Origin of the sequence: Streptomyces sp. AV19, assembly GCF_015999245.1 — a bacterium.
In the GTDB taxonomy this organism is placed as follows: Bacteria; Actinomycetota; Actinomycetes; order Streptomycetales; family Streptomycetaceae; genus Streptomyces.
Window position 1 is genome coordinate 179308 of sequence record NZ_JAEAMR010000018.1, and the last position, 12844, is coordinate 192151.

Annotated in this window: 13 protein-coding genes; 10 read left to right on the forward strand and 3 right to left on the reverse strand. The window is 71.4% G+C overall.

Annotated features, from left to right (window positions below; translation table 11 throughout):
• The first annotated feature begins 44 nt into the window (after window positions 1–44).
• The 5 genes from I5Q34_RS26170 to I5Q34_RS26190 all read left to right on the forward strand — a co-directional run bounded on the left by I5Q34_RS26170 (window position 45) and on the right by I5Q34_RS26190 (window position 6358).
• Window positions 45–1184, forward strand: a complete 1140-nt coding sequence (locus tag I5Q34_RS26170; protein WP_199894881.1) for a hypothetical protein — start codon at window positions 45–47, stop codon at window positions 1182–1184.
• Window positions 1184–2221: an aromatic ring-hydroxylating dioxygenase subunit alpha gene (locus I5Q34_RS26175; RefSeq protein ID WP_199894882.1), complete on the forward strand. Its 1038-nt coding sequence runs from the start codon at window positions 1184–1186 to the stop codon at window positions 2219–2221. Before I5Q34_RS26170 ends, I5Q34_RS26175 begins: the two co-directional genes overlap by 1 nt.
• Window positions 2222–2613: 392 nt before the next feature.
• Window positions 2614–3207, forward strand: a complete 594-nt coding sequence (locus I5Q34_RS26180) for a TetR/AcrR family transcriptional regulator (protein WP_199894883.1) — start codon at window positions 2614–2616, stop codon at window positions 3205–3207.
• A gap of 85 nt (window positions 3208–3292) precedes the next feature.
• The gene (locus I5Q34_RS26185; RefSeq protein WP_199894884.1) at window positions 3293–6001 is read left to right on the forward strand and encodes an NACHT domain-containing protein; all 2709 of its coding nucleotides are present in this window, start codon (window positions 3293–3295) and stop codon (window positions 5999–6001) included.
• Window positions 6002–6019: 18 nt separating this feature from the next.
• Window positions 6020–6358 carry a hypothetical protein gene (locus tag I5Q34_RS26190; RefSeq protein WP_199894936.1) on the forward strand — a complete coding sequence of 113 codons (339 nt, stop codon included), beginning with the start codon at window positions 6020–6022 and terminating at the stop codon, window positions 6356–6358.
• A 69-nt stretch (window positions 6359–6427) separates the two neighbouring features.
• Here the strand turns inward: I5Q34_RS26190 and I5Q34_RS26195 are convergent, their stop codons facing one another.
• On the reverse strand, window positions 6428–6652 hold the full coding sequence (locus I5Q34_RS26195; RefSeq protein ID WP_199894885.1) for a hypothetical protein: 225 nt from the start codon (window positions 6650–6652) through the stop codon (window positions 6428–6430).
• A gap of 238 nt (window positions 6653–6890) precedes the next feature.
• On the opposite strand from I5Q34_RS26195, the gene I5Q34_RS26200 reads away from it, so the two are divergent.
• From I5Q34_RS26200 to I5Q34_RS26210, 3 genes are all read left to right on the forward strand, one after another.
• Window positions 6891–7217 (forward strand): plasmid stabilization protein, encoded by a 327-nt coding sequence (locus I5Q34_RS26200; protein ID WP_199894886.1) that lies wholly within the window; start codon window positions 6891–6893, stop codon window positions 7215–7217.
• A gap of 127 nt (window positions 7218–7344) precedes the next feature.
• The gene (locus I5Q34_RS26205) at window positions 7345–7572 is read left to right on the forward strand and encodes a hypothetical protein (protein WP_199894937.1); all 228 of its coding nucleotides are present in this window, start codon (window positions 7345–7347) and stop codon (window positions 7570–7572) included.
• Between the two features lie 5 nt (window positions 7573–7577).
• Entirely contained in the window at window positions 7578–8246 is a 669-nt protein-coding gene (locus I5Q34_RS26210) for an endonuclease (protein ID WP_199894887.1), read from the forward strand.
• Window positions 8247–8253: 7 nt separating this feature from the next.
• Here the strand turns inward: I5Q34_RS26210 and I5Q34_RS26215 are convergent, their stop codons facing one another.
• On the reverse strand, window positions 8254–8892 hold the full coding sequence (locus I5Q34_RS26215; protein WP_199894888.1) for a TIGR03557 family F420-dependent LLM class oxidoreductase: 639 nt from the start codon (window positions 8890–8892) through the stop codon (window positions 8254–8256).
• A gap of 217 nt (window positions 8893–9109) precedes the next feature.
• On the opposite strand from I5Q34_RS26215, the gene ctaD reads away from it, so the two are divergent.
• Window positions 9110–10810 (forward strand): cytochrome c oxidase subunit I, encoded by a 1701-nt coding sequence (ctaD, locus tag I5Q34_RS26220; protein ID WP_199894931.1) that lies wholly within the window; start codon window positions 9110–9112, stop codon window positions 10808–10810.
• The gene (locus tag I5Q34_RS26225) at window positions 10807–11196 is read left to right on the forward strand and encodes a cytochrome c oxidase subunit 4 (protein WP_199894889.1); all 390 of its coding nucleotides are present in this window, start codon (window positions 10807–10809) and stop codon (window positions 11194–11196) included. Before ctaD ends, I5Q34_RS26225 begins: the two co-directional genes overlap by 4 nt.
• A 13-nt stretch (window positions 11197–11209) precedes the next feature.
• Here I5Q34_RS26225 and I5Q34_RS26230 read toward each other — a convergent pair whose 3' ends face one another.
• Window positions 11210–12844 carry a ubiquinol-cytochrome c reductase cytochrome b subunit gene (locus tag I5Q34_RS26230; RefSeq protein WP_199894890.1) on the reverse strand — a complete coding sequence of 545 codons (1635 nt, stop codon included), beginning with the start codon at window positions 12842–12844 and terminating at the stop codon, window positions 11210–11212.

Genomic DNA, 12844 nt, shown 5'->3' on the forward strand with positions numbered 1-12844 from the left:
GTCGAGTCGGCGCGCACCGATGCCGGAGCAGAAAGTGGCAGAAAGTGATCGAAGAACACCCGGGGCAACGGCTCCACCCCCGCGTCTTCCCGTCCGCCTTCTGTGTCCCGCAGATCCCGCAGCACGAAATGGAGGAGATCAGGCGCACGGGATGGGAGTACCTGCGCTGTGTCATCCCCGAGTTCCGCGACCCGGTTCCCTACGAGGCGCTGGGAACCCTGTCGGCGATCTCCGTACTGTCGGAGTACCGAGGCGACCTGCTCGACCTGACCACAGGGAAATGGCCGGGGTCGGATCTGTTCGGCGTGCGGGCCGACGCCCTGCTGGAGACCGCGAGCCGCGTACTGGACCCCCGTGCGGACCTCGCCCGCGAGTACACGGGGAGCCTGCTCTTCATCCTGGAGAAGTCCTCGCACCGCAACAGCGACCTGTTCGGATACTGGATCGAAGGCCTGGGGTCCAGCCCACAGAATTTCCTGCGAATGCGGGACACTGACGGTCAGGGACGGTTCTTCCTGGCCTACGCGCTGGCGTCCAACGGGATTTCCGAGTGGTTCCCGGAAGAAGAGGTCCGGGCGCTCATGGAGATGATGTTCGTCATGTACGACGGCCTGGCCTTCTTCAAACACCGGGCGGAGGCCGACCCCTGCAACCTCTTCGCCTACGCAGGCGGCGACCTGGCGTTCCGGCAGGAGATGTACACCGTCGCACGCAACGCCACTTGGGCGCTGGACGCCCACGCCTACCGCGACCGTCGCTACCGCGTCGCGGTCACGATGGCACGCCAGATGCCGGCGGTCCACCTGCTCATGCACCGGTACCGGTACGTGGAGGACGGCATGATGATCGGCAAGGAGGAGACCGGCAAAGTCGTCCGGAACGCCCGTGAGAACGTCAAGCTGTGGCATCGCCGGGAGGAGGCCGGGCCGGAAGCGACCCGCTCCCCGCTGGAGGAACTGCTGTCCCCCGTGCGGCACATGCTGCCCGACGCCGTCGTGGACTGCATGACCCGGGCCGCCGCCGACCGCTGCCCGGACTGCGACCGCAGTGCGGTGAGCGGGACACGGGAGGAGAAGGTGTTCGGCGGTGTCCGGCTGTGCGCCTCGTGCCGTCACGACTGGCGCCGCTACCTCAAGGGCTCGTGGAACCGCTGGTCCGAGGTACTTCCGCTGAAGGACATCTGATGCCCGGGCGCCGCTCGTACATCAAACCGCAGCACTCATCGGTCTCTCCCGCCTACGCCCCCGGCCACGCGCCTCTTCCCGCGCCCGACGGCTGGTACTGCCTCGGTCTGGCGCCGGAAGTACCGCCGGGCGGCGTCCTGACCCGGCGCCTGGCGGGCGAGGACGTCGTGCTGTGGCGCACGACGGACGGGGAATTGAACGCCACACGCCCGTACTGCCCGCACTTGGGCGCCCACTTGGGCCGGGGAGGCCGGGTGGAGGGCCGGTCCCTGGTGTGCCCGTTCCATGGATTCCGCTACGACGGTCGAGGGGCGTGCACGGGGATCGCCTACGGGACCGATCTCATCACGGCGAAACTGGACGTCCTCCCGGTCACGGAAGCGGGTGGACTGATCCTGGTGTGGCACCACCACGCCGGTCGTGGACCGAGTTGGTCCGTCCCCGCACCGGACACCGCCGGCTGGTCTCCCCCCGTCCAGTCCTGGACGGAATTCTGCGGCCACCCGCAGGAAATCCTGGAAAACATCGTCGACACAGGCCACTTCACCACTCTCCACCGGCGGATCGTGACGGGGGGCCACGTTTCCGGCGTGGGCAGCGACGGCGAGACCTGGCTGACCGACATCCACGTCTCGATCCGGCTGCCCGGTATCCGCTCCAGCAGCAACCAGGTGTACTCCATGAGCCTGCACGGCCTGGGGTATGCCCTGGGCCATATCGCCTTGCCGGGCGGCTTCACTCTGCGGGTGTGGGTGCTGGGCACCCCGGTGGACCCGTGGCGGGTACAACTGCGCCTGGTGTGCTCGGTCAAAGGGCGGCCGGGCAGGCCGCTGAGCCGGATGCAGGCCGCCCTCGTCTCACGGGTCGCCCTGTACTTGAACGCCAAGCGATTCGTTCTCCCCGAAGACGGCGGTGACGCCCCGGTCTGGAACACCAAGCGGTACATGAGCGTGCCCAGCCTGTCCGAGAGCGACGGGCCGGTGGTGCGTTACCGGGCCTGGTGCAGACAGTTCTACCCGGAGGGCACCGCGGTCTGAACACCTCGCCCCCGGACTCATCACCTGCGCCCCGCTGCCACGGCCACACCCCCGCAACCCGCCGGGTGCCGTGGCGGGTGCTACTTGAGGTGCCCTCCGGCCTTGGCCCGGTCGTGCGCCCAGCCGGCGAGGACGAGGCCGATGACGACGAGGGCGATGTGGCCGCAGAGGGCGGCCGGGAATCCGCCGGGAGCCGGCTGAGCAGACCGGCCTTGTCGTGGTCGACGAGCAGCCGGATCGCGCCCTGACCGCCGACAGCCAGCAGGACCATTCCGACGATCTGCAGAAGGATGAACTTCATCGCGCCCTCTTGGTCATTCAGCAATGCACTTGCATGGTATTAAGCTCCCGGCAGGGATGCAATGCGACCGCATTGCATGGAGGAGCAGCGCATGCCGAAGATCGTGGACCATGAGGAACGCCGGCACCGCCTGGCCGAAGCCGTCTGGACGCTGACGCTGCGCGACGGGCTGGAGAGCGTGACGCTGCGCAAGGTCGCGGCGCAGGCCGGGGTGTCCATGGGGCAGGTGCAGCACTACTACTCCACCCGGGAGGACATGGTCCGCGACGCGATCCACCGTGCCGTGCGGGCGCTCGACGCCCGGATCGAGGCGTCCGCCGAGGCGACGGGATCGACGAGCGCGGAGACGATACTGCGCGCGTGCCTGCGCGCGATGCTCGCCCGCGATCCGGAAAGCCTGCGGCTCCTGCGGCTGTCGGTCGCGGTGATCGGCAAGGCGATCTCGGACCCGGCCCTGGCCCATGTGCTGGGGCCGGGCGACGACGACCTCAAGGACTTCACCGCGGGACTCATCACCACCGCACGGCAGGAACGCGGCACGCCCCCACGCGGCGACGACCGCGTCGACGCCGACATCTGCTGGACCGTGGCCACGGGCCTGGGCGTCGACGTCGCCCTGGGGCAGCGTTCTCCCGACGAGGCCCTGAGCGTGCTCGACTACCACCTCGACAACCTCCTGGGCTGATGGTGTCCGCACAAGCCGGTCATCTCCCTTAATAGTCAAGGAAGTTTCGGGACGCGCGAGGCGCGAGTGGCGGAGAATCCCCACCATGGGGAGCACTCCGGAACGCGAGCGGACACCTGAACAAGGCCCGCGCTCGGTGTACAACGTCGTCCGCGACAGCACCGTCGAGTACCTGATCCAGGCCGGGTACGTCCACGGCGACATCACGGTCAACCTGCCGCCCCGGCCCGGCCGGCTGGACGAGGCGGCCGAGGCGCTGGCCCTCGCCGTGCGCGCCCAGTGGTCGGCGGAGGTGGGCGCCTGGCAGCTGGGCGAGGCGAGCGCCCCGCTCGCGGTGCGGTGGCGCGCCGAGTGGGGTGAGGGCGGCGACGCCGCCCCGCCGGTGGCCGGCAGCGACCGTGTCGCGGACGTCGTCGCCGCGCTGCTGTCCCGCAGGCACCGCCGCCTGGTGGTGCTCGGGGACCCGGGCTCCGGCAAGTCCACGTTCCTCGCGCTGCTCGTGCTGGCGCTCGCCGACGGCCACCTCGGCGACCTGACCCGGCACCGGGCCGGCGACCGGAACCTGCCGGTGCCCGTGTTCCTCACGCCGGAGTCGTGGCGGGCCGAGACCACGCCCTTCAAGGAGTGGCTGACCTCGCGGATCACCGAGGACCACCCGGGGCTGCCGCGTGTCGACGGCGCGCACCCCGCCGAGCGGCTCATCCGCGAGTACCGGGTGCTGCCCGTCCTCGACGGCCTCGACGAACTGCCCGAGCACCGCCGCGGCCACGTGATGGCGCAGCTGGAAACCGCGCTCGGCAGCCCGGGACTCGGCGTCGTCCTCGCCGCCCGCACCGGGGCGTACGCGCGCCTGGAGCGGCCCCTCCCGGCGGCGTCCACGCTCACCGCCCGGCCGGTCACCCCCGAGGACGCGGCCGCGCACCTCACCCGCACCGGGGGCGACCGGCGCTGGTACCCGGTCGAGCGGGAGATCAACGCCCATCCGGAAGGGCCCCTCGCGCAGGCGCTCTCCACGCCGCTGATGATCTGGCTGACCCGTCGCGTGTACGCGGCATCCGGACCGGACCCCGCCGAACTGACGGACCGCGCCCGCCTGCCCTCCCGTACCGCGATCGAGGCCCGGCTGCTGGACGGCGCCATACCCGCCGCCTTCCCGGAAACACCGCACGACCCGGACCGGTTGCACGCCCCGGGCCGGTGGAACCACGCGCGCGCCCGCACGTGGCTCGGGTATCTGGCCCGGCGGCTGTCCCGGCGCGGCATCACGGAGTTCGCCTGGTGGCACCTGCCGAAGCTGGCCTGGCTCCGGCCGCTCTCCGTGCTGACGCTCGCCGCCGTCGCGGCCCTGTGCGGGGAGGCGGTCCTGGCCGTCACGGACTGGGCCCGGGACGGCTTCGGCGGACGGCCGGTCCATTCCCCCCGGCAGCATCTGGCGGGCGGAGTCCTGTGGGGGTGGGGGCTGAGGACCGCCGCGATGACCTGGTACGGCGACCGGTTGTGGGAGCCGCGCCGCCGGGCCGATCCGCTGAAGGCGGGCGCCGCGCTGCGCTCCGCGTCCCGCGCGGCCTCCGCGCGGCGCGGTATGCGTGCCGCCGCCGTTCTCGTCGTCCCCGCGGTGCTGCTCGTGCTGGTGGTGCAAGGGACGCACGATCCCGCCGCGTTCACCTGGTGGGTGCTGATCGGCTTCGTGCTGCCCTGTTTCCTCATGACCGTGCTCGCGGCGCCCTCGGACACCATGGACGCGGCGACCCCGGACGCGCTGCTGGCGAGCGAACGGCGCACGGCCCTGCTGACCCTCGGCGTGCTCGCGCCCCTCGTCGGCCTCGGCGACCTGCTGTGGGTGCGGATCGCGCAGGGCGACGGGGTCAACAGCTGGATCGCGGGCGCCCAGGCGTTCACCGGTGCCGCCGCCGTGCTCGTCCTGCTCAGCCCCTGGGCGCTGTGGACCGTCGCGCGGGGCTGGCTGGCGCTGGCCGGGCGCGTGCCCTGGTGCCTGATGGAGTTCCTCCGCGACGGACACGCGGCCGGGCTGCTCCAACGCAACGGCGGCGTCTACCGGTTCCGCCACCTGCGGCTTCAGGAACACCTCGCGGGCACGACAGCGGGCACGACGCCGCCCGGGGCCGCGGCTCCCGTACCGGCCCCGCGCAACGTCCCCCTCCAGCCCGTCGACCGCGGCAGGACCGCGAGGCCCCGCACACCGGACCCCGCGACCGCGCCGCCGATGCACACCCTGCGCGGCTGGAAGGTGATCGACACCGACGAGCACTACATCGTGGACGGCCGGACACGCCGCTACCCGCTCGCGCACTGGAAGGTGGTGGGCGCGGCCGGTGCGCTGGTGGCGATCCGGACGGCCCTGCAGGGCCAGTTGTTCACCTGGGCGGGCCTCGGGATCCTGCTCGTGTGGCCCGCCCTCGGCCTGTTCCTCAACCTGGTCGCCCTGTGCCTGCCGCGTCAGCGCATGCTGCTGCGCATCGACCGGTACGGCATCCACAGCACGATCGGGCGCCACGGCGTCACGTACCGCTGGGACGAGGTCACCGACATCGCCGTCCGCCCCGTCCACGTACGCGGCAGGGACAGCAAGTACTACGGGCCGCACGTACGGTTGCGGCCCGATCCGCACCGCGCCGGGCCGCCCCGCGGCTTCCGCGGCAAGGAGGGCTGGTACCTGGTGATGCCGACCCACTACAAGCCGCTGGTACCGCCGGATATCGACGCAGCGCTGGAACGCTTCGGCGGCAGGGGATGCGATCACGATCCGCCGGGTGGAGCGTGGAATCAGGGGTGAGGACGGAGGTGGATTCCCATGACCACCATGACCCGGCATCGGCCCGCGGAGTCGCACAGTCACACCCACGGACCGGACTGCGGGCACGACGCGGTCCTGCACGAGGACCACGTCGACTACCTGCACGACGGTCACGTCCATCGCGAGCACCGGACGGACGAGGGCACGCACTACGACGAGTGCACCGTCTGCGAGTGCTCGGAGTGCAGTGACTCGTGCGCGACCTGTACCTGTGCCAACTGCGAATGCTCGACCTGCAATCACAGCAAGTGCGAGTGCCCGGCGTGCGGTGGGGACGCCTGCAGCCGGTGCACCTGCGAGAACTGCAGCTGCACCACCTGCCTGCATGCCGCGTGAACCGGCCCGTACCGGGGCAGGGCGACACCCGGTTCGCCCCTGCCCCCGAAGTCACCACAGTCACCGCAATCACCGCGTGAACCGGTGATCCTCCTCGATCACCGGCGCCGCCGGGCGCGGCGGTTGGGTGTGCCGGCGCTTGAACACGCTGACCCACGCCGTCATGCCGATGAAGCCGACCGCCATCAGGATCAGGCCGACGAGACGGACGTTCATGCCCTGGACCTGCCAGTCCACGGCGAAGGTGAGGATGGCGCCCACGGCGATCAGATCGATGCACCCTCCCATGCCCATGGCGGGTGCCTCCCTTCCGTGTCGTGACGGCGCGCCTACCCCGGACCCGGCGCGCGACACGCCTCCGGCGACGGTCACCGGCTGACGGCGTCCCGGCGGAGGACGTGCGCCGGGCGCTCCGTCCGGTGGCCGGGTGTCCGACGCGGCCGGCGGCTGACCCGATCGGCGGCGCCCGCCCTGCGACCGGCCTCCCCCGGTGTCACGGTGAGCGCAGTACCCGTACGGAGGAGAGAGAGCCATGCCCAGGGGATCGAGTCCCAAGCGCGAGCGGCAGTACGAGCACATCAAGGGGAGCGCGCTCGACCGCGGCGAGAGCACCGGACGCGCCGAGGAGATCGCGGCCCGTACCGTCAACAAGGAGCGGGCCCGCGCGGGCGAGTCGAAGACGGCCAGCCGGACGTCGACGCAGGACATGTCGTCCTCCCGGCGCGGCGGCAAGCGCTCGCACTCCGGCGCCCAGGGCCCGACCAGGGACCAGCTGTACAACGAGGCGCGGCAGAAGAACGTCGAGGGCCGCTCCCACATGAACAAGGACGAGCTGAAGCGGGCCCTGGGCCGCGACTGAGCCGGACGTCCCTGCGGCGCACCGGGTTTGCCCGGGCCCACGCGGGCCACCCGCAGCCGTACGACGGCGCGCACCGGATCCCCGTACCGCCCGATCACGCCGAGCCGGTCAACGCGAAGGGAGAACCATGTCCGCCAAGGTGTCCGGCCATCTCCTGCGGCGCCTGCGCGAATGGGGCGTCGAGCGGGTCTTCGCCTACCCGGGGGACGGCATCAACGGTCTGCTCGCCGCCTGGGGCAGGTCGGGCGACGACCCGCGCCCCGCCCGGCCGGCGACCGCGGCACTCGCCACGCCGACCGGGGCGGACCTGCTGCGGTTCCTGCGGGTGCGGATGCAGCGGCCGGTCGGCGAGTAGACGTCATGGCGAGGACCACGGCCGCGCACCGCCGCACAGCACAGGCCCTGCTGGAGGCCTGTGGACGGACGTACGCCGAGGAGGCGGGCATCCGGCTGCGCGACACCCCGCAGCCCCTGTACCGGCTGCTGGTCCTCGCCTGCCTGCTGAGCGCCCGCATCCGCGCCCCGGTCGCGGTCGCCACCGCCCGCAGCCTGGCGGACGCCGGGCTGAAGAGCCCGAAGGCGATGGCCGCGGCCACTTGGCAGCAGCGGGTGGACGCGCTCGGCGCGGGCGGCTACCGCCGCTACGACGAGCGCACCGCCACCCAGCTGGGGGACGGCGCCGAGCTGTTGCTCGGCCGCTACCGTGGCGACGTCCGGCGCATGTACGAGGCGGCGGGCGGCGACGACGCGGACAAGCTGCGCGAGGTGCTCCAGGAGATCCCCGGCCTGGGACCGGCCGGCGCCGGCATCTTCCTGCGCGAGGTACAGGCCGTCTGGCCCGGCATCCGCCCGTACATCGACGGCAAGGCACTGGAGGGCGCCGCCCAACTGGGCCTGCCGCAGCGGCCGGAGGACCTGGCGCGCCTGGTGGACGGCGACCGCACGGCGGCCCTCGCGGCGGCGTTGACACGGGTGGCGCTGGACGCGGAGGCCGCCGGACAGGTACGGGCGCGGGCGGCGGACCGCTGACGGCGGCTCACAATTCCCGCAGCGCGGGCAGCAGTTCGTTCCTCGCCCAGTTCAGGAAGGGCTCCTGGCGGCCGCCGCCGATCTGGACGAGGGCGATCTCGTCGAACCCGGCCTCGGCGTACGGACGGACGGCCGCGACGAAGTCCTCGACCCGGTCGCCGCACGGAATGCCGCCCGCGACCTCGTCCTTGGAGACGGACCTGCTCGCCGCCGCGAACGAACCGTCGTGCGGCAGCTCGGCGTTGACCTGCCACCCCAGGCCGAACCAGCGGAACCGGACCACGGGCGAGGGCCAGCCACCGCCCACCACGTGCTCGTTGAGGTTCTCCCCCGAACCGAGCCCGAGGCGGAACCGGCCCTGCGACAACAGCTGGACGGTGGCCGCCTGCTGGGCGACGACGACCGGGTGGTAGCGCGTCGTCGGGCAGGTCACGTACGTCATCAGCGGGATGCGCGAGGTGGCCTGCGCGGCCGCGCCCAGGACCGCCCACGCGTGGGGCGCGTGCCCCTGGGAGGCGAGCCACGGGAAGTAGTGGTCGGGGATCACGGAGAAGCCGAAGCCGGCCTCCTCGGCGCCCACGACGTGTTCCACGAGCTCACGGGGCCCGGCCTGCTCGGTCATCATGGTGTATCCGATGCGTGCCACGGCTCCCGGGTGCCCGCCGCGCCCGACGGGAAACGGCTCGGGCCCGTTCGGCGGTACGAGGGAGCGGTACGAAGCGGCGGCGGACCGCCGGGCCGGGCCGCCCGGGAAGGACCACGGCAGGTTTGTGCCGGAAGGAACGCGGCTACACAGGGAACGCCGCGATCGGACGGCTCCCCCTCCCCCGGTGGACCACAGCGTCGGAGAAGCGATGCCGCAGATGCCGCAGCTGGACGAACGTCGATACCGAGCGCCGCTCGACGACCCCTCCCGCAATCCGCGCGTGCGGGCGGGCCGGCGCCTCCTCGACTACGTGACCACCACGGACCACAAGACGATCGGCAACATGTACCTGGCCACGTCCTTCGGGTTCTTCCTGCTCGGCGGCGTGCTCGCGCTGCTGATGCGGGCGGAACTCGCCCGGCCCGGACTGCAGATCGTCAGCACCGCCCAGTACAACCAGCTCTTCACCCTGCACGGCACCGTCATGATGCTGCTGTTCGCGACACCGACCTTCACCGGCTTCGCCAACGCCATCATGCCGCTGCAGATCGGCGCCCCCGACGTCGCCTTCCCCCGGCTGAACGCGCTGACGTACTGGCTCTTCCTCCTCGGCAGCCTGACGGTGGTCTCCGGGCTGGTCGTCCCCGGCGGCGCGGCCTCCTTCGGCTGGTTCGCCTACACGCCGCTGAGCAGGGCGGAGTACTCCCCCGGCGCGGGCGGGGACCTGTGGACCATGGGCCTGGTGCTCACGGGCATCAGCACCACCCTGGGTTCCGTCAACTTCATGGCCACCATCATGTGCCTGCGTGCCCCGGGCATGACGATGTTCCGCATGCCCATCTTCACCTGGAACGTCCTCTTCACCTCGGTCCTGGTGCTCCTGGCGTTCCCCGTCCTGACCGCGGCCCTGCTCGCCCTGGAGGCGGACCGCAAGTACGGGGCGCACATCTACGACCCGGCCACCGGAGGGGCGCTGCTGTGGCAGCACCTGTTCTGGTTCTTCGGCCACCCGGAGGTCTACATCGTCGCGCTGCCGTTCTTCGGCGTGGTCACCGAGATCATCCCGGTGTTCAGCCGCAAACCCGTCTTCGGATACGCGGGCATGGTCGGCGCCACGATCGCCATCACGATGCTCTCCGCGTCCGTATGGGCCCACCACATGTTCGCGACGGGGGCGGTGCTGCTCCCGTTCTTCTCGCTCATGTCGTTCCTGATCGCCGTGCCGACCGGCGTCAAGTTCTTCAACTGGATCGGCACCATGTGGCGGGGCCACCTGTCGTTCGAGACCCCGATGGTCTGGGCGATCGGATTCCTCGTCACGTTCCTGCTCGGCGGCCTCAGCGGCGTCCTCATCGCCTCGCCCCCGCTCGACTTCCACCTCACCGATTCCTACTTCATCGTCGCGCACCTGCATTACGTGCTGTTCGGCACGATCGTCTTCTCCATGTTCGGCGGCTTCTACTTCTGGTGGCCCAAGCTGACCGGCAGGATGCTGGACGAGCGCCTGGGGCGGGTCCACTTCTGGACGCTGTTCGTCGGCTTCCAGGCGACGTTCCTCGTCCAGCACTGGCTCGGCGAGATGGGCATGCCGCGGCGCTACGCCGACTACCTGGCCGCGGACGGGTTCACCGTCCTCAACACGGTCTCGTCCATGGGCTCCTTCCTCCTCGGCCTGTCCACGCTGCCGTTCCTCTACAACGTCTGGAAGACCGCGAAATACGGGGCCCGTGTGGAGGCCGACGACCCCTGGGGATACGGCCGTTCCCTGGAATGGGCCACCTCGTGTCCGCCACCGCGCCACAACTTCACGGCGATTCCCCGCATCGGCTCGGACTCGCCGGCCTTCGACCTCCACCATCCCGAGGTGGCGGCTCCGGAACGACTGCCGTCCGGTCTCCCCGGGGAGTTGGGCCGATGAAGCCGGAGGCATATCTCTTCGCAGGCGTGGCCGCGTTCTTCCTCGTCACCGACGCCGTGTACATCTGGCTCGCCCGGGAACCGGCCGGCGCCGCCGCCCTGGCCGTCTCCTTCGCCATGTCGTCGGTCATCGCGTTCTTCTGCGCGGTGAACCACCGCAGGAAGGGCGGCCGCCCCGAGGACCGCCCGGACGGCGAGATCGCCGAGCGGGCCGGCCGCCTCGACTTCTTCCCCCCGCACAGCACCCACCCGGCGGTCACGGCCGTCGGCATGACGCTCATGTCGCTGGGCGTGGTCTTCGGGCTCTGGCTGTTCCTCATCGGGCTGGGTGTGACGGGCGGCGGGATCTTCGGAATGGTCTTCCAGTACACCGACGTGGAGGCGTGAGGAACCGCGCGGGCTACTCGCCCCCACCCCGCGGCGGCGGTCCCGCCGTCCTGCCCGTGATCTGGAGCAGCTCCTCCGGGTCCGCCGGCATCGCGACCCGGTCGCGGTAGTACCAGCCGCTCAGGGCCGCCCGGAGCCGCCGGCGGCGCGGCGCGCGCCCTCCGGGCCGGGCCATCGGCAGCGGCACGTCCCGGACCAGCAGGCGGTGGCGGCGTCCGGCGTCGAGCGGACGGTGCTCCTCGCCGATGCCGCCGTCGACGTCCTGGTCGACCAGGCCGCTCTCCTCGCCCTCGCGGAGCAGCCGGGCGTCACGGGCCTGCAGTGCCAGGCAGAACCGCTTGGTGACCAGGAAGGCGAGGACGGGTCCCGCGAAGACCGCCACCCGGAACGCCTCCGTCAGCGTCTCGACGGAGACGCGGAAGACGAAGGCGGCCACGTCGTTGCCGCCCGCCAGCAGGAGCACCGCGTAGAAGACGACGGCGGCGACGCCCAGGGCGGTGCGGGTCGGGCGGTCGCGGGGGCGGTCGCACAGGTGGTGCTCGACCAGGTCGCCGGTGACCCAGCGCTCGAAGAAGGGGTAGAGGAGCAGGCAGAGGGTGATCAGACCGGGCAGCACGAGGGCCGGGAGGAGGACGTTCCACATCACGGTGTGGCCCGCCACGTCGGTCTCCCAGGGCGGCATCAGCCGCAGGGCGCCCTCCAGGAAGCCCATGTACCAGTCGGGTTGGGCGCCGGTCGAGACGTGATCTGCCCGGTAGGGGCCGAAGTCCCAGACCGGGTTGATCTGGGCCAGGCCGCCGAGGGCCGCGACGACGCCGAAGACCATCAGGCACAGCCCGGCCGACCGCGCCGCGAACTGCGGGAACATCGGGTGCCCCGCCACATTGCGATTGCTCCGGGCCCCGCCCGCCCACTGGGTGTGCTTGAGGTACACGACCATCACCAGGTGCGCCCCGATCAGGGCGAGCAACAGGCCGGGCACGAACAGCACATGGACGATGTACAGCCGCGGGATGATCAGGTGGCCGGGGAACGAGCCGCCCCACAGGGCGAAGCTCAGATACGTGCCGACGACCGGGACCGACATCACGATCGTGTTCGCCGTGCGCATCCCCGTCCCCGACAGCAGATCGTCCGGCAGGGAGTAGCCGCAGAAGCCCTCCAGGAGGGCGAGGAGGAAGAGGGTCACGCCGATCAGCCAGTTCAGCTCCCGCGGCCGGCGGAAGGCGCCCGTGAAGAACACCCTGAGCATGTGCACGCCGAGCGCGGCGACGAAGACCAGGGCCGCCCAGTGGTGCATCTGCCGGACGAGCAGGCCCCCGCGCACCTCGAAGCTGAGGCGGAGCGTCGACGCGTAGGCGTCCGTGACGATCAGCCCCCGCAGCGGCCCGTACGCGCCGTCGTACGGCTTCGCCGTCATGCCCGGCTCGAAGAACAGCGTCAGGTAACTGCCGGTCAGCACGAGGATCAGGACGCTGTAGAGGGTGATCTCGCCCAGCAGGAACGACCAGTGGTCCGGGAACGCCTTCCGCAGCAGCGCCCTGCCCGCCTCGGAGACCGGGGCGCGGCGGTCCACCGCCGCGTAGCCGGTGTACCCCGCCTGCCGGATCCGGGCCCTCAGCCGTGCCTTGCGGCTGGTGAACAGCAT

What these genes read in the sequence shown, in the direction of transcription:
- I5Q34_RS26185 (WP_199894884.1), top strand. Translation starts at nt 3,293, where the DNA reads ATGGGGAGCACTCCGGAACGCGAGCGGACACCTGAACAAGGCCCGCGC.
- I5Q34_RS26195 (WP_199894885.1), bottom strand. Translation starts at nt 6,652, where the DNA reads ATGGGCATGGGAGGGTGCATCGATCTGATCGCCGTGGGCGCCATCCTC.
- ctaD (WP_199894931.1), top strand. Translation starts at nt 9,110, where the DNA reads ATGCCGCAGCTGGACGAACGTCGATACCGAGCGCCGCTCGACGACCCC.
- I5Q34_RS26210 (WP_199894887.1), top strand. Translation starts at nt 7,578, where the DNA reads ATGGCGAGGACCACGGCCGCGCACCGCCGCACAGCACAGGCCCTGCTG.
- I5Q34_RS26180 (WP_199894883.1), top strand. Translation starts at nt 2,614, where the DNA reads ATGCCGAAGATCGTGGACCATGAGGAACGCCGGCACCGCCTGGCCGAA.
- I5Q34_RS26190 (WP_199894936.1), top strand. Translation starts at nt 6,020, where the DNA reads ATGACCACCATGACCCGGCATCGGCCCGCGGAGTCGCACAGTCACACC.
- I5Q34_RS26175 (WP_199894882.1), top strand. Translation starts at nt 1,184, where the DNA reads ATGCCCGGGCGCCGCTCGTACATCAAACCGCAGCACTCATCGGTCTCT.
- I5Q34_RS26200 (WP_199894886.1), top strand. Translation starts at nt 6,891, where the DNA reads ATGCCCAGGGGATCGAGTCCCAAGCGCGAGCGGCAGTACGAGCACATC.
- I5Q34_RS26225 (WP_199894889.1), top strand. Translation starts at nt 10,807, where the DNA reads ATGAAGCCGGAGGCATATCTCTTCGCAGGCGTGGCCGCGTTCTTCCTC.
- I5Q34_RS26205 (WP_199894937.1), top strand. Translation starts at nt 7,345, where the DNA reads ATGTCCGCCAAGGTGTCCGGCCATCTCCTGCGGCGCCTGCGCGAATGG.
- I5Q34_RS26230 (WP_199894890.1), bottom strand. Translation starts at nt 12,844, where the DNA reads ATGCTGTTCACCAGCCGCAAGGCACGGCTGAGGGCCCGGATCCGGCAG.